The organism is Massilia sp. IC2-476 (assembly GCF_020707295.1).
Classification (GTDB): Bacteria; Pseudomonadota; Gammaproteobacteria; order Burkholderiales; family Burkholderiaceae_D; genus Telluria.
Genome location: NZ_JAJFER010000005.1, coordinates 1 through 14,883 on the forward strand (window position 1 = coordinate 1; position 14,883 = coordinate 14,883).

Here is a 14,883-nt window from a genome sequence, read left to right on the forward strand (position 1 = left end):
CTCCGGCGCCACGCCACCTGATCCCGGCGCCGCCGGTCGCCGACGGGGAACCGCCCCTCAAGCGCATCGTGCTCGGGGCCCACACCGTCGACTACGCCCTGCGCCGCTCGTCGCGCCGCTCGATCGGCTTCATGATCGACGACGACGGCTTGCGCGTGACCGCGCCGCGCCGCTGCAGCCAGCTCGATATCGACAACGCGATCCGCGCCAAGCAGCGCTGGATCCTGACCAAGCTATTGGAGCGCGGCGAACGCCGCGCCCGGCACCAGGAGCGCGCGCCGGTCGAATGGAAGGACGGCGCGCGCCTGCCCTACCTGGGCGGCGAGATCACCTTGCGCCTCGAAGAAGCGGAGCGCAGCCACTGCCAGTTCGACGCGGCGAGCAGCGAATTGTGGATCGGCGTGGTGCCGGGCCTGTCGGAATGGCAGCTCAAGGAACGCGTCAAGCTGTGGTTCCAGGCCGAAGCCAACAAGCTGTTCAAGGAACGCCTGGACTTCTTCGCGCCGCAGCTGAACGTGAGCTACCGCGCGTTTTCGCTGTCTTCGGCGGGCACGCGCTGGGGCTCGTGCACGATCGAAGGGAATATTCGCCTGAACTGGCGCCTGATCCACTACGCGCCGTCGCTGGTGGACTATGTCGTGGTGCACGAACTGGCGCACCTGCGCGAGATGAACCACAGCCCGGCCTTCTGGGCGACGGTAGGCGAGGTGTATCCGGATTACGACGGGGCGCGGCTGGCGCTCAAGAAGTGGTCGCACGAGATGCCGGTGCTGTTTACCGATTAACCTGATACATTGGATTTGCCGCGAATCGTAGGGTGGGCGGGTCTCCCGCCCACGCGGTGATCGCTAACGGCTTCGTTGTCGCGTCGGATGATCTTGCTGCTAGTTGAACCCGTGGGCGTTCGTAATTCCGGGCATTGCCCGAAATTACCCCGCCCACCCTACAGAAGCGAATCGCGGCGTGCAGCCGCCAACTCCCGCATCGCCCCCGTCTGCGCTTCCGACAGCGCCCGGAACGGCAGCGGCAGTGTCCCCCGCTTGAGCACCATCATGAACCCGCGCGTATAGGTGCGCACCGCGATCACATCTTCCCACCCGATCAGGGTAACGCCCCCGCTGGTGCGCACGATGCCGTGCTGGTCGATGGTGAACTCGTAGGTGCGGCGTCCGCGCCCGAGCATGATGAAATGGAGCGCCGCGCTCAGGGTGCTCTTCAGGCGAAGGTAGAGGCTGGCAGGAAAACGGATGCGGCGGCGGCGGATGAGAAACCCACCATGCTCCCACATGAAGCTGAGATATTCGCCGAGGGTGTAGCGCACGAAGAAATGCAGTTCGGATAAGGGAAGCGCAGGCGCAGCGGATGACACCGGTACGTCCGCCGGTCCATCACTCACAGACATGTGCAGCACACTGTCGTCAGCCTGCTCTTGCACCAGCGCGGCGACGGGTTTGTTGCTGTTGACAGGCCTCGGGTGATTAAACGACAACATAGCGCATCCCCTGGTTATTATCCGAGCTCGAACCGGAATGGTAACAAAACCTACCCGATTAGTTGTCGCAGGAGTTCAACAGTGCGCAGGGTCGCGCCGCGGTGGCGGCCCGCGAACGCCAGGGCGTGCGCGCCCATGCCGGCGCGTGCGGCGCCGTCTTCGAGCAGGCGTAGTGCGGCTGCGATCAAGGCGTCGGCGTCAGGTACGCGCAAGGCCGCACCGTCAAGCACGGCCTCCTCGGTCGCCTGGGCGAAGTTGAAGGTGTGCTCGCCCACCAGCACCGGTTTGCCGAGTGCGCAGGCCTCGATCAGGTTCTGGCCGCCGAGCGGCATCAGGCTGCCGCCGATGAAGGCACAGTCGCAGGCGGCGTAGTAGGCGAACATCTCGCCCATCGAGTCACCCAGCAGGACGTCGGCGCCGCCGATGCCATTCTCGAGGCGCGAGCGGCGCACCACGCTCAAACCACGCGCGCCGACCATCTTCTCGACCTCGTCGAAACGCTGTGGATGGCGCGGCACGATCGCCAGCAAGGCACCGCGCGGCTTGTCGGCCACACGCTGCCAGGCGTCCAGGATCAGGGCTTCCTCGCCCTCTCGCGTGCTGGCGCACAGGAACACGGGACGATCGCCAATCTGCGCGCGCAGCCAGGCGCCCTTGTCCAGCGCGGCCTGCGGCGGCACCACGTCGAACTTGATGCTGCCGGTGACGGCCACCTGCGGCGCACCGAGCGAACGGATGCGGCCTGCATCGGCATCGGTCTGCGCGGCGACCAGCGTGATGGCGCGCGCCGCATCCGTCATCAAGCTGCCCATCTTCTGGCCGCGCCTGAGCGAGCGTTCGGACAGGCGCGCATTCACCAGCGCCACCGGCACGCCGCTGCGTGCGCAGCCGGCGATCAGGTTCGGCCACACCTCGGTCTCCATCAGGATGCACACACGCGGATTGAAGCGGCGCAGGAAGCGGCCCACCATGAAACCGGTGTCGTACGGCAGGTAGGACTGGACCAGGCGCTCGCCATGGTGGCCGAACAGGGACTTGCCGGTGGCGCGCCCGGTCGGGGTCATGTGGGTGAGCAGGATGCGGCAGTCAGGATAGGCAGCGAGCAGCGCCTCCACCAGCGGTTCGCTAGCGCGGGTTTCGCCGACCGAGACGGCGTGCACCCAGAGGGTCAGGCGGTTCGAGGGGGCGGCGCTGGGAAAGCCGAGGCGCTCGGCCCAATGGGCGCGGTAGCCAGGCTCCTGGCGCCCGCGCCACCAGAGGCGCGCGAATACCAGCGGCAGCGCCAGCCACCAGGCCAGCGAGTACATCCAGCGCTTCACACGGCCTCCAGCAGGCGCCGTGCGGCGGCGATGACTTCATTCGCGGACGGCGGCGCACCCAGGTCGCCCAGGTTGACGATGCGATCAGACCAGTTGCCCTCGGTCTTCCACTTCGGCGAATCGCAGTAGATTTCGACCGTCGGACGCACGAAGGCGGCGGCGATGTGGGTCAGTCCCGTATCCACGCCGACCGCGAGGCGTGCATGCTGGGCCAGCGCCACCGCATCCATCATCGACAGTTTCGGCAGCACGCGCGCGTTCGGCAGGCCCGCGGCCATCGCCTCGGCTTCTTCCTGCTCCTGAGGCGAGCCCCAGGGCAGCAGCACGGGCATCGGCGCCAGCGCCTGTCCTAGCGCGATCCAGTTCTCGCGCGACCAGCGCTTGGCGTCGCGCGCGGTCCCGTGGAAGAACACGGCGTAGTCTTCGCGCGGCAGGAAGGCCGGGCGTGAGGACGCTTGCGGCGCCGGCAGGCCGAAATCGGGCGCATGGTCGACGCTATAGCCGAGCGCCGCACCGGCCACCATGCGGCCGCGCGCCACCGCATGGGTGCGCGGGTTCAGGGGAATGCTGTGGGTGTGGAAGATGCGCGAGATGCCCTCATAGCCCGAACCTTCGCTGCCGTTGGCCAGGCCGACCTTGCGCCCGCCCTTGCGCACGCGCGCGGCGCCCATGATGATGCCGGTCTTGAGCAGGCCCTGGGTATCGAACACGAGGTCGTATTCCTCTTCGCGCAGGTTGCGGAAGAAGGTCTTGATCTCGGCCCGCGTCTCCGCCTTGCCGAGGCTCTTGCGCCAGCGGCGCAGGGCCCAGGGGATGATCTTGCGCACGTGCGGGTTCAGGCGCACCAGGCTGGTATAGCCCTCTTCCACCACCCAGTCGATGGTGGCGCCGGGATGGTGGCGCAGGATGTCGGCCACCATCGGCAGGTTGTGCAGCACGTCGCCCAGCGACGACACGCGCACCAGCAGGATCTTCAAGCGCGGTTCCTAGCGATCAGAATGGCAGTTCCGCGTCCGGCTTGGCGGCCAGGATCACCTTTTTGAACTCGCCCTGGATACGGGCCAGCGCTTCCGGGTTCTCGCCCTCGAAGCGCAGGACCACGACCGGGGTGGTGTTCGAGGAGCGGGCCAGGCCGAAGCCGTCCGGGTATTCCACGCGCAGGCCGTCGATGCCGTTGATTTTTTCCGACGTCGGGAAGGTGGCGTTGGCACGCAGGCTGTCGATCAGGGCGAAGTTCTCGCCCTCCTTCAGGTGCAGGTGCAGTTCCGGGGTGCTGGACGCGATTGGCAGGCTGTTGAGCAGCTTCGACGGATCGGCTTCCTTGGTCAGGATCTCGAGCATGCGCGCGCCAGAGTACAGGCCGTCGTCGAAGCCGTACCAGCGGTCCTTGAAGAAGATGTGGCCGCTCATTTCGCCGCCCAGCGGGGCGCCGGTTTCCTTCAGCTTGGCCTTGACCAGCGAGTGCCCGGTCTTCCACATCAGCGGACGGCCGCCGGCTTTCTCGATCCAGGGAGCGAGGTGGCGGGTGCACTTGACGTCGTAGAGGATCTCGGCGCCTGGATTGCGCGACAGGACGTCCGATGCGAACAGCATCATCTGGCGGTCCGGGAAGATGATCTGGCCATCCTTGGTGACGATGCCGAGGCGGTCGCCGTCGCCATCGAAGGCCAGGCCGATCTCGGCATCGGTGTCCTGCAGCGCCTTGATGAGGTCCTGCAGGTTTTCCGGGTGCGCCGGGTCCGGGTGGTGGTTCGGGAAGTGGCCGTCCACTTCGCAGAACAGTTCGACGACCTCGCAGCCCATGCCGCGGAACAGATCCGGGGCAAAGGCGCCGGCCACGCCGTTGCCGCAGTCGACCGCGATCTTGATCGGGCGTGCGATCTTGACGTCGCCAATGATGCGCTCGAGGTAGGCGCTGCGGATATCGTGGGTCGAGTAGCCGCCGCGCTGTTCGGCGACCTTGCCGTCATATGCTGCGATGCTGTCGTGCAGGGCCAGGATGGCGTCGCCGTAGATCGCCTCGCCCGCCATCACCATCTTGAAGCCGTTGTAGTCCGGCGGATTGTGGCTGCCGGTGACCATGATGCCCGAGCGGGTGTCGAGCACGTTGGTGGCGAAATAGACCATCGGGGTGGCGACCATGCCGAGGTCGATCACGTCGACGCCGGCGTCGCGCAGGCCTTCGGCCAGCGCCGCCGTCAGGCCCGGGCCCGACAGGCGGCCGTCGCGGCCGATGACGACCTTGCGCTCTCCCTTGGCCAGCGCGGCGCTGCCGAAGGCGCGGCCGATGTGGCGTGCGATGCCTTCGTCGAGGGTCTTGTCGATGACGCCGCGAATGTCATAGGCCTTGAAGATCGTTTTGGAGAGAGCAACCATGATGTCCTTGAATACTGGGGCGCGGGCATGCACAAGCAGCCGGCAGATGCGGCAGATGCAAAGCGGCGGCGGTTATCGGGGGTGACTACTTGGAGAAATGACAAATGCGAGTATTGTAGCGGCAAGCGGCGTCCTTGGGGAGTCGGACGGGCCGCTCGCGCGCTCTCACCAAGCCGGCTTGACCGGCCCGGAAGAATGGCTCAGACGCGCAGCTTGTCGAGCGACTTGCCGCCTTCGACCCATTCCTTGACCCACTTCGGCTGGCGGCCACGGCCAGTCCATTGCTGCGATGCATTGTCCGGATGACGGTAACGCACGGCCACGGTATTGCCCTTGGTCGAGCCGCCCTTCGCGGCGGTGCCACGGCCGCCGGTTGCCAGCAGATCCTTGAGGGGGACGCCAACGCTCTGTGCGATTGCCAGAATCTGTTCGCGCGCCTTTTGCACTTCCTGCGCTTCGCGCGTTTTCATCTCCTGCTTGATTTGCTCCTGCAGGTTGCGCAAATCGCCTACGGACATATTAGACAGATCCATCATCGTTCCCTCATTAGTGAAAGGTTATAACTCAAGGTTGAAACAGCAGGGCGAGATACTCACCAAATGTCGCGACATACTAACACTAATATTTTAATTCCGCTTTTTCTTGTGCAGGAATAGCCAGCGTGGCGACTTAAATCGAACAATACGCGCATATAACCAGAGGTAACTGATTATAAACAACAAGCTGAAGAAAATGAGCACGCCGGTGTTTTTCCAGAACACCGTCGCCGGAATGACCGCCATGAGCGAAAACAGCCATAAATAAGGTGAAGTGCGCGCGTTCCGTTTCATCAGTGCGCGCGCTTCGCGCGGTCCCACCGTCCATTGCACGATGCGGCGGAATATCAAACTATGCAGATGAATTCCATCCGGCAGTGCCGGTGATTTACCGCGCACGAACATGCGGCGGTAAGCGGAGAATATCGTTTCGAATGCGGGATAGAGCAGCAGCAGCGCGGCGTACCAGGTGGACACGCCCGGATTGCGCATTACCAGCAGCAGCGCGAGCTCACCCAGCATGAAGCCGATGAAGTAGGCGCCGCCGTCGCCGAGGAAGATCAGGCCGACCGGATAATTCCAGATGAGGAAACCGGCGGCTGCGCCGGCCACGATCAGCGCCGTCACCAGCACGAACATGTCGCCCACCTGCAGCGCCACATAAGCCAGCGACAGCAGCATGCAAATGCTGACCATGCTCGCCAGCCCATTGAAACCGTCGATGATATTCACCGCGTTCGCAATACCCGCGACCGCAAGCACGGTCAGCGGCAGCACCACCCAGTTCAACTGCAGCGGCAGCACGCCCCACGGCAAATCGAGGCGCACCAGTTTTGCGCCGAGCAGGTAATACGCGAGCAGCGCCGCAAGCATTGTCAGCAGCAACCGGCGCGCCGGCGAAACACGGCCTGTATAGTCTTCGACGATACCGCCCGCCATTGCAATGCAGGCGCATCCGAGCAAAGGCGCGAGCCAGGATGCGAGCGAAGGTTCGCGCCATGCCGAAATGGCGGAAGTAATCAGGACCGCGAGATAGATCGGCAGGCCGCCGATGCGCGCAACGAGATGCGTGTGGAACTTCTGGACGCCGCCATAATCGGTGTCGAGCGCCGTACCATTGCGCTTCGCATACTTAATCACTAGCAGGGTCAGCAGCGCACAGGATACGAAACTGACGAAAAAGGAGAACATTTATTATGCTTTCGGTGCACACTGCGAGTTGTTTCCGCTATCGACTTTGCGGAAAAAACCACGGCACTCTTATCGTGGAATGGTGGCCCATTGTACCGGATTAGACGAGCGGATCAGGACCGAAATGCGATTCTGCCGGACGTCGCTCGACTGGATCAAATTCGCGCTGCATCGATTCCCAGTATCGATAGACGCGGCGCCGCTTTCGCTAGCCTGCGCGCCCGCGCAAAATCATTTAGTATCCGCAAATGCCTCACACCTCCCGCATCACCGGACGGGATAAGAACAACATGAGAACTTACGCCATCGGCGACCTGCAGGGCTGTGCCCACGAAGCCCAACTCCTGATCGAACGCATCGTCGACGACGCGCAGCAGCATGGCCATGCCGAGCCCCGCATCCTGTTCGTGGGCGACCTGATCAACCGCGGTCCGGATTCGCTCACCGCGCTGCGCCGCATGAAGGCGCTGTCCGAGGCGCACCCTGGCCGGGTCGAAGCCCTGCTCGGCAACCACGACCTGCACCTGATCGCGGTGGCTGTCGGCGCGCAGCGCGCCAGCCGCTCCGACACGCTCGACGAGATCCTCGCCGCTCCCGACCGCGATGAACTGATCGCCTGGCTGCGCCAGCGCCCGCTGGCGATGTTCGTCGATGCGCACCTCCTGGTGCACGCCGGCGTCGCGCCGCAGTGGGATGCGCAGCAGACCATGACGCTGGCGCACGAAGTGGAAAACGTCCTGCGCGGCGACGGCTGGATCGATTTCCTGGGCCAGATGTACGGCAACGAGCCGAATGCGTGGGACGACAGCCTGACCGGTATCGAGCGCCTGCGCTGTATCGTCAACGCGCTCACCCGCATGCGCCTGTGCGCGCCGGATGGCAGCATGGATTTCCTGCACAAGGAAAGCGAGAGCGGACCGGAAGGCTCGGGCCTGGTGCCCTGGTTCGACCTGCCGGGGCGCGGGACGGCCGACGTCACCGTCGTGTTCGGGCACTGGTCGGCGCTGGGACTGGTGCTGCGGCCCAACCTGGTGGGGCTGGACAGCGGCTGCGTATGGGGCGGGAAGCTGACGGCGGTGTGCCTGGACGACCGCTCGCTGCTGCAGGTGGATTGTCCCGAGTACCGGGAGCACAGCGGGAAGAAATAATCGCCGCTTTTGTAGGGTGGGCGGGTTTCCCGCCCACGCGTTCAACCAGCAGTTAAATGGCCGACACGGTTGTTCAACCGTCAGTTGAACGCGTGGGGTGATTCGTGCCGGTGGCACGAATCACGAGCCGCCCACCCTACGGATTCGTGGTCCGAGTATGCGTTAGCGTTTCAGCTGGCTCAAATCGCGCACCGCGCCGCGATCGGCCGAGGTGGTGAGCGCCGCGTAGGCCTGCAGCGCCTGCGACACGTAGCGCTCGCGTCCCACCGGCTGCCAGGCCTGGTCGCCGCGCTCTTCCATCTTCGCGCGACGATGCGCCAGCTCCTCGACGCTCACGCGCAGGTTGATGGTACGGGCCGGAATGTCGATGTCGATCAGGTCGCCCTCTTCCACCAGTCCGATCGCACCGCCTTCGGCCGCTTCCGGCGAGGCGTGGCCGATCACCAGGCCCGAGGAGCCGCCCGAGAAGCGCCCGTCCGTGAACAGCGCGCAGGCTTTGCCGAGTCCCTTGGACTTGATGTACGAGGTCGGATACAGCATTTCCTGCATGCCGGGGCCGCCCTTCGGGCCTTCGTAGCGGATGATGACGACGTCGCCTGCATGAACGGTGTCGCCCAGGATGCCTTCCACTGCCGCGTCCTGGCTTTCGAACACGCGCGCCTTGCCGGAGAATTTGAGGATGCTCTCGTCCACGCCGGCGGTCTTGACGATGCAGCCCTTCTCGGCGATGTTCCCGTACAGGACCGCCAGCCCGCCGTCCTGCGAGTAGGCGTGCTCGCGGTCGCGGATGCAGCCCGTGGAGCGGTCCAGGTCGTTCGCTTCGAAGCGCTCGGATTGCGAGAACGCGACCTGGGTCGGCACCCCGCCGGGCGCCGCGCGGAACAGCTGGTGCACGGCACGGTCGTCGCTGCGCTTGATGTCGTACTTCTCGATCGCCTCGCCCATCGTGGCGCTGTGCACCGTCGGGAGCGAGGTGTCCAGCAGCCCGGCGCGCGCCAGTTCGCCCAGGATGGCGACGATGCCGCCGGCGCGGTGCACGTCCTCGATGTGGTACTTGTCGGTCATCGGCGCCACCTTGCACAGGCAGGGCACCTTGCGCGAGATGCGGTCGATGTCGGCCATGGTGAAGTCCACGCCCGCTTCGTGCGCCGCCGCCAGCAGGTGCAGCACGGTGTTGGTCGAGCCGCCCATCGAGACGTCGAGCGCCATCGCGTTTTCCCAGGCGGCCTTGGTCGCGATCGAGCGCGGCAGCACCGAATAATCGTCCTGTTCGTAGTGGCGTTTGGCGACGTCCACGATCAGGCGGCCGGCGCGCAGGAACAGTTCCTTGCGGTCCGCGTGGGTGGCGACGATGGTGCCGTTGCCCGGCAGCGACAGGCCCAGGGCCTCGGTCAGGCAGTTCATCGAGTTCGCGGTGAACATGCCCGAGCAGGAACCGCAGGTCGGGCAGGCCGAGCGCTCGATTTCCGCCACGTCGGCGTCCGACACGCTGCTGTCGCCGGCCTTGATCATGGCGTCGACCAGGTCCAGCTTGATGATCTTGCGGTCGTTATTCACCACCTTGACCACCTTGCCCGCTTCCATCGGGCCGCCGGAGACGAACACCACCGGGATATTCAGGCGCATCGCGGCCATCAGCATGCCGGGGGTGATCTTGTCGCAGTTCGAGATGCACACCATCGCGTCGGCGCAGTGGGCATTGACCATGTATTCGACCGAATCGGCGATCAGGTCGCGCGAAGGCAGCGAGTACAGCATGCCGCCGTGGCCCATGGCGATGCCGTCGTCCACCGCGATGGTGTTGAATTCCTTGGCCACGCCGCCGCTCGCCTCGATCTCGCGCGCGACCAGCTGGCCCAAGTCCTTCAGGTGCACGTGGCCGGGCACGAACTGGGTGAAGGAATTCACCACCGCGATGATCGGCTTCTCGAAGTCGCCGTCCTTCATGCCGGTGGCGCGCCACAGGGCGCGGGCGCCGGCCATGTTGCGGCCCTGGGTGGTGGTGCGGGAACGGTAAGTGGGCATATTGGTCTCCTCGAACTGCTTGCTGGGCAAAGCACCAGCATGCGCCCTCCTCTGTGAGATGTCCAATATATGAATTATTATTCTGTGATACGACTGCCGTATCACAGGCGAGAGCCCCCTTCCCCCGTGACAAAGCGCGTCTTTCCAGCGAACGCGATGTGCTAGCTTGTCGGTCCCCTAACAGAATTCCCACTGCGTGAAAATCCTCCTACTTGTCCTCGCCACCGTCTCGAGCTTCCTGTTGCCGGCCAATGCACGTGCGGTCGACTGCGACAAGACGGCGCTCGCCAAAAAATATGCCGACATGCTCGACCAGGATCAGGCTTTGCGTGGCCGGTATATCCAGATCCTCGAACTCGAGCATCGGAAAGCGAGTGTCGACCCGGCCGAAAAAGAACGCATCGAGAATGCCATCCTGGCGACGGACGAAAAGAACCAGGCCGAACTCGATCGGCTGATCGACCGCTGTGGCTGGCCCGGAAGACTCGACAACAAGCGCGCGGCCCGGTCGGCCTTCTTTATCATCCAGCACGCCGAACTTCCCTACCAGTTGAAATACCTGCCCGCGATACAGGCGGCCAATCGGCGCGGCGAGATATCGAACGAGTATCTGGCGTGGCTGGTGGACCGAACCCTGGTGCGGCAAGGTAAACCGCAGCGTTACGGCACGGAGTCGGATTTTGGAAGCGGCAAGCTGGCGCCTGTCGAAGACGGCAAGAGCCTGAACAAACGGCGCCGGGCAATCGGCTTGCCGCCGCTGGCCGGTTTCGATTGAGGGCGAGGGACCTTAGCCGGTAGAGGCGCCGGCCTTGATATTGCCTCCACCAGCCAGGGCTGCCGCTACCGCATCCTGGGCAGCCTGCGCCAGCTCGCGCCGGTGCGCCCCGACGCTATCGATCGGCGCCAGCGGCTGCAGGCGCGCGCGCACGGGTTCGCCCTGCAGGATCGTGAACAGGCTATCGACGAAGGTGGTGTCGCCGACGTAGTCGACCGAGCGGTGGAAAGCGCCGGACGCGTCCACGTAGGACAGCGCATAGGGCTGCACCGCGACCCTGGCGTCGATGGCGGCTTCGAACAGGTTGGCGTGAAAGGGCAGCACCTCGCCCTGCTGCGCGGTGGTCCCTTCCGGGAACAAGGCGACGCGCTGGCCGCCTTCGAGCACCGTGACCAGGCCCTTGAAGATGTGGCGCAGTTCGCGCCGGTTGCCGCGCGCGATGAACACGGTGCCGGCGGCGGCGGCCAGCCAGCCCAGCACCGGCCAGGAGCGGATCTCGGCCTTGGCCACGAAGCGGCAGGGATGCAGGGCGTTGATGACGAAGATGTCGAGCCAGGAGACGTGGTTGGCGACGATCAGCGCGTGGTCCAGCACGGGCGCGCCCGGCCGCTGCTCGACCGTGACGCGGCACAGGCCGAGGAGCTTCCTCGACCAGCGCCGCGTCAGGCGCTCGCGCATGGCGTGGGATGCGAGCGGGAACACCAGCGCGCTGGTCGCCAGGCCCGCCACCAGGTGGACCACGACGCGCGCGAGGCGCAGGGCTAAGCGGATCTTCACGGGACGAGAACGATGGGCAGGCCGCCGGGGCCTGCCTGCTCAGCGCTGGAAGGCCACGCGGCCGCGCACGACCGTCGCGCGCACCTGCCCTGCCAGCTCGTAGCCGAGGAAGGGGGTGTGCTTGCCCTGGCTGGCCAGCGCCTTGCGCTCGACCTTCCAGCGCGCATCCGGATCGAACACGACCACGTCGGCCGTGCCGCCTACCGACAGCGTGCCGGCAGGCAGGCCGGCAATGCGCGCCGGCTCGACGGTGACCTTGGCCAGTGCCTGCGCCAGGGCCTCGGCGCCGCGCTGCTCCTCGGCCCACTTCAGGCTCAGCGACAGCAGCAGCTCCAGGCCGGTCGCGCCCGGGGTCGCCTCGGCGAAGGGCAGCAGCTTTTCGTCGTCGTCCACCGGGGTATGGTCCGAGCAGATCGCGTCCACGGTGCCGTCCAGCAGGGCGTTGCGGATCGCATCGCGGTCGCGCTGGCCGCGCAGCGGCGGGTTGAAGCGCGCGTTCGGGTCGAAGAAGCCGATGTCGGCATCGGTCATGTGCAGGTGGTGCGCGCCGACGTCGCAGCTGACCGCCAGGCCTTCCTTCTTGGCGGCGGCGACCAGCGCCAGGCCGGCTGCGGAGGACATGCGGCACAGGTGTACACGGGCGCCGGTGGCGCGCATCAGCTCGAAAATGGTGTGCAGCGCGATGGTTTCGGACATCACCGGCACGCCCGACAGGCCCAGGCGCGAAGCCAGCGGGCCGCTGTGGGCCACGCCGCCGCGGCCGATGTGCGGGTCCTGCGGACGCAGCCACACGGTGTAGCCGAAGGTTTTCGCGTACTGCATGGCGCGCAGCAGCACGGTGGTGTCCAGCACCGGTTCCTCGGCCTGCGCAAAGCCGATGCAGCCGGCTTCGGTCAGCTCGGCCATCTCGGTCAGCGACTGGCCCTTCAGGCCCATGGTCAGCGCGCCCAGCGGGTGCACGCTGGCCTTGTCCAGGATGCGGGCGCGGTGCTTGAGCATCTCGACCAGGCCCGGTTCGTCCAGTACCGGGTCGGTGTCCGGCGGGCACACCAGGGTGGTCACGCCGCCCTGCATCGCCGCCTGCATTTCCGATTCCAGCGTCGCCTTGTATTCGTAGCCCGGCTCGCGCAGCCGCGCGGACAGGTCGACCAGGCCGGGAGCGACCACCAGGCCGCTCGCGTCGATGGTCTGGTCGGCCGTGAAGCCCTCGGGCGCGCTGCCGAGGGCGGCAATCACGCCGTCGGCAATAAACAGGTCTTGTACGAGGTCGACGCCGTTCGCCGGGTCAATCACTCGCCCGTTTTTAATATGAAGTTTCATCCGTGCGATTTTCAAGCCCTACCTCCCGCCAAAATGCTCATCACTGCCATGCGCACCGCAATGCCGAAGGTCACCTGCGGCAGGATCACCGCCTGGCTGCCGTCGGCTACCGCCGAGTCGATCTCGACGCCGCGGTTCATCGGACCCGGGTGCATCACGATCGCGTCCGGCTTGGCCAGCGCCAGGCGTTCCGGGGTCAGGCCGTAGCTCTTGAAGTATTCCTGCGCCGAGGGCAGCAGCGCGCCGCTCATGCGTTCGTTCTGCAGGCGCAGCATGATGATGACGTCGACGTCCTTCAGGCCCTCGTCCATGTTGGTAAAGGTGCGCACGCCCATCTCGGCCAGGCCGCCCGGCAGCAGGGTGTGCGGGCCGATCGCGCGCACTTCCGGCACCCCGAGGGTGGTCAGTGCATGGATGTCCGAACGGGCCACGCGGCTGTGCAGGATGTCGCCGACGATCGCCACCCGCAGGTTGGTGAAGTCCTTCTTGTAGTGGCGGATCGTGTACATGTCGAGCAGGCCCTGGGTCGGGTGCGCGTGGCGGCCATCGCCGGCGTTCACCACGTGCACGTGCGACTGGTTCGTCTCGATCAGGTGCTTGGCGATCAGGTAGGGCGCGCCCGACTGCGAATGGCGCACCACGAACATGTCGGCGTGCATGGCCGACAGGTTGTCGATAGTGTCCAGCAGCGACTCGCCCTTGCTGGCCGATGAGGCCTGGATGTTCAGGTTGATGACGTCGGCCGACAGGCGCTTGGCCGCGATCTCGAAGGTGGTGCGGGTGCGCGTGCTGTTTTCGAAGAACAGGTTGAACACGCTCTTGCCGCGCATGAGCGGCACCTTCTTGACTTCGCGGTCCGAGATGCCCACGAAGCTCGACGCGGTATCGAGGATGTGGTTGATGACCGACTTGGGCAGGCCCTCGATGGTGAGCAGGTGCTGCAGCTCGCCGTTCTTGTTCAGTTGCGGGTTGTTAAACAGTTTCGGCATTGTCGGACTGGTCTTCTTCAATGGTCAGCGAGAGTTGGCCGGCGTCGCCACGCTGTAGGCACAGCGACTGGTGCGGCGCCAGTTCGGCGCGGGTGCCGACATAGTCGGGCGCCACCGGCAGTTCGCGTCCGCCGCGGTCGGCCAGGGCCGCCAGGCGGATGCAGCTCGGACGGCCATAATCGAACAGCACGTTGATCGCGGCACGCACGGTGCGGCCGGTCTGGAGCACGTCGTCCACCAGCACGATGGTGGCGCCGTCGACCGCGAAGCGGATGTGGGTCGGCTTCACGTCCGGATGCAGGCCCTTTTTGGCGTAGTCGTCGCGGTAGAACGAGACGTCGATGGTGCCGAAGCGGCTGGTCAGGTCGAGGTCTTTCGCCAGGCGTTCGGCCAGCCAGGCGCCGCCCGAGTGGATGCCGACGATGGCGGCATCCGGCACGCCGTCCAGCCCCGCACGGACCTGGCCCAGCAGCTCGCGGTACAGCGCCTCCGCGTCGTACTCTTGATTAGAAGTTGGCATGGGAGTCAAAGTATTGTTGCAAAATGATGGCGGCCGCCTTGGCGTCGATGATCTCGCCGCGCTTTTGCGGGATGACGGCGGAAGAGTAGCGCTCGTCGACGAGTTCGACGGGCAGGCTGAAGCGGCCGTGAAGCTGGTTGGCGAAGCGCCGGCTGCGCAGCGTCATGTCGTGCTCGGCGCCGTCGGGATGGCGCGGCTCGCCCACGATGAGGCGGGCCGGCTTCCATTCATTGATCAGGTCGCCGATGACCTGGAAACGGGTGGCGTTGTCGACCGCCTTGATGACGGTCAACGCTTGGGCTTGTCCAGTCAGGGTGTTGCCCATGGCAATGCCAATGCGCTTCACCCCGAAATCAAAACCAAAAACAATCTCCGTCATTTCAGAACGGCATCCCGAAGAACCGTAGCGAGCGGA

At 65.5% G+C, this 14,883-nt stretch carries 15 protein-coding genes; 3 read left to right on the plus strand and 12 right to left on the minus strand.

Annotated features, from left to right (window positions below; translation table 11 throughout):
- Positions 1–785: M48 family metallopeptidase (locus LK539_RS14240; RefSeq protein ID WP_227801641.1), on the plus strand; the 785-nt coding region annotated here is incomplete at its 5' end.
- A gap of 158 nt (positions 786–943) precedes the next feature.
- Here the strand turns inward: LK539_RS14240 and LK539_RS14245 are convergent.
- The 6 genes from LK539_RS14245 to LK539_RS14270 form a co-directional block, all read right to left on the minus strand.
- On the minus strand, positions 944–1,492 hold the full coding sequence (locus LK539_RS14245; protein ID WP_227801642.1) for a YcxB family protein: 549 nt from the start codon (positions 1,490–1,492) through the stop codon (positions 944–946).
- Between the two features lie 50 nt (positions 1,493–1,542).
- Positions 1,543–2,799: a lipid IV(A) 3-deoxy-D-manno-octulosonic acid transferase gene (gene waaA, locus LK539_RS14250; protein WP_227802084.1), complete on the minus strand. Its 1,257-nt coding sequence runs from the start codon at positions 2,797–2,799 to the stop codon at positions 1,543–1,545.
- 8 nt (positions 2,800–2,807) lie between these two features.
- Positions 2,808–3,788 (minus strand): lipopolysaccharide heptosyltransferase I, encoded by a 981-nt coding sequence (gene waaC / locus LK539_RS14255; protein ID WP_227801643.1) that lies wholly within the window; start codon positions 3,786–3,788, stop codon positions 2,808–2,810.
- Positions 3,789–3,804: 16 nt separating this feature from the next.
- The gene (locus tag LK539_RS14260) at positions 3,805–5,187 is read right to left on the minus strand and encodes a phosphomannomutase/phosphoglucomutase (protein ID WP_227801645.1); all 1,383 of its coding nucleotides are present in this window, start codon (positions 5,185–5,187) and stop codon (positions 3,805–3,807) included.
- A gap of 200 nt (positions 5,188–5,387) precedes the next feature.
- Positions 5,388–5,720, minus strand: coding sequence for an H-NS family nucleoid-associated regulatory protein (locus LK539_RS14265; RefSeq protein WP_227802085.1), 333 nt, complete (start codon positions 5,718–5,720; stop codon positions 5,388–5,390).
- Positions 5,721–5,813: 93 nt separating this feature from the next.
- Positions 5,814–6,914 carry a glycosyltransferase family 4 protein gene (locus LK539_RS14270; protein ID WP_227801647.1) on the minus strand — a complete coding sequence of 367 codons (1,101 nt, stop codon included), beginning with the start codon at positions 6,912–6,914 and terminating at the stop codon, positions 5,814–5,816.
- A 290-nt stretch (positions 6,915–7,204) separates the two neighbouring features.
- On the opposite strand from LK539_RS14270, the gene LK539_RS14275 reads away from it, so the two are divergent.
- Entirely contained in the window at positions 7,205–8,062 is an 858-nt protein-coding gene (locus tag LK539_RS14275) for a symmetrical bis(5'-nucleosyl)-tetraphosphatase (RefSeq protein WP_227801649.1), read from the plus strand.
- Positions 8,063–8,224: 162 nt separating this feature from the next.
- On the opposite strand, the gene ilvD is transcribed toward LK539_RS14275, so the two are convergent.
- Complete coding sequence (gene ilvD / locus LK539_RS14280; protein ID WP_227801651.1) at positions 8,225–10,087, minus strand: dihydroxy-acid dehydratase; 1,863 nt, start codon at positions 10,085–10,087, stop codon at positions 8,225–8,227.
- Positions 10,088–10,283: 196 nt separating this feature from the next.
- Between ilvD and LK539_RS14285 the strand changes: the two genes are divergently transcribed.
- Positions 10,284–10,862: a DUF6624 domain-containing protein gene (locus tag LK539_RS14285; RefSeq protein WP_227801653.1), complete on the plus strand. Its 579-nt coding sequence runs from the start codon at positions 10,284–10,286 to the stop codon at positions 10,860–10,862.
- Positions 10,863–10,874: 12 nt separating this feature from the next.
- Here the strand turns inward: LK539_RS14285 and LK539_RS14290 are convergent, their stop codons facing one another.
- The 5 genes from LK539_RS14290 to ruvX are packed head-to-tail and all read right to left on the minus strand — an operon-like array spanning position 10,875 to position 14,847.
- Positions 10,875–11,639 (minus strand): 1-acyl-sn-glycerol-3-phosphate acyltransferase, encoded by a 765-nt coding sequence (locus LK539_RS14290; RefSeq protein ID WP_227801654.1) that lies wholly within the window; start codon positions 11,637–11,639, stop codon positions 10,875–10,877.
- A 39-nt stretch (positions 11,640–11,678) separates the two neighbouring features.
- Positions 11,679–12,959, minus strand: a complete 1,281-nt coding sequence (locus tag LK539_RS14295; protein ID WP_227801655.1) for a dihydroorotase — start codon at positions 12,957–12,959, stop codon at positions 11,679–11,681.
- Positions 12,960–12,970: 11 nt separating this feature from the next.
- Complete coding sequence (locus LK539_RS14300; RefSeq protein ID WP_227801657.1) at positions 12,971–13,948, minus strand: aspartate carbamoyltransferase catalytic subunit; 978 nt, start codon at positions 13,946–13,948, stop codon at positions 12,971–12,973.
- Positions 13,932–14,468, minus strand: coding sequence for a bifunctional pyr operon transcriptional regulator/uracil phosphoribosyltransferase PyrR (gene pyrR, locus LK539_RS14305; RefSeq protein WP_227801658.1), 537 nt, complete (start codon positions 14,466–14,468; stop codon positions 13,932–13,934). Before pyrR ends, LK539_RS14300 begins: the two co-directional genes overlap by 17 nt.
- Positions 14,455–14,847 (minus strand): Holliday junction resolvase RuvX, encoded by a 393-nt coding sequence (ruvX, locus tag LK539_RS14310; RefSeq protein ID WP_227801659.1) that lies wholly within the window; start codon positions 14,845–14,847, stop codon positions 14,455–14,457. Before ruvX ends, pyrR begins: the two co-directional genes overlap by 14 nt.
- Between the last annotated feature and the right edge of the window lie 36 nt (positions 14,848–14,883).

Coding starts and splice junctions, on each gene's coding strand:
- LK539_RS14245 (WP_227801642.1), bottom strand. CDS start 1,492: ATGTTGTCGTTTAATCACCCGAGGCCTGTCAACAGCAACAAACCCGTC.
- waaA (WP_227802084.1), bottom strand. CDS start 2,799: ATGTACTCGCTGGCCTGGTGGCTGGCGCTGCCGCTGGTATTCGCGCGC.
- LK539_RS14260 (WP_227801645.1), bottom strand. CDS start 5,187: ATGGTTGCTCTCTCCAAAACGATCTTCAAGGCCTATGACATTCGCGGC.
- LK539_RS14265 (WP_227802085.1), bottom strand. CDS start 5,720: ATGGATCTGTCTAATATGTCCGTAGGCGATTTGCGCAACCTGCAGGAG.
- LK539_RS14270 (WP_227801647.1), bottom strand. CDS start 6,914: ATGTTCTCCTTTTTCGTCAGTTTCGTATCCTGTGCGCTGCTGACCCTG.
- LK539_RS14275 (WP_227801649.1), top strand. CDS start 7,205: ATGAGAACTTACGCCATCGGCGACCTGCAGGGCTGTGCCCACGAAGCC.
- ilvD (WP_227801651.1), bottom strand. CDS start 10,087: ATGCCCACTTACCGTTCCCGCACCACCACCCAGGGCCGCAACATGGCC.
- LK539_RS14295 (WP_227801655.1), bottom strand. CDS start 12,959: ATGAAACTTCATATTAAAAACGGGCGAGTGATTGACCCGGCGAACGGC.
- LK539_RS14300 (WP_227801657.1), bottom strand. CDS start 13,948: ATGCCGAAACTGTTTAACAACCCGCAACTGAACAAGAACGGCGAGCTG.
- pyrR (WP_227801658.1), bottom strand. CDS start 14,468: ATGCCAACTTCTAATCAAGAGTACGACGCGGAGGCGCTGTACCGCGAG.
- ruvX (WP_227801659.1), bottom strand. CDS start 14,847: ATGACGGAGATTGTTTTTGGTTTTGATTTCGGGGTGAAGCGCATTGGC.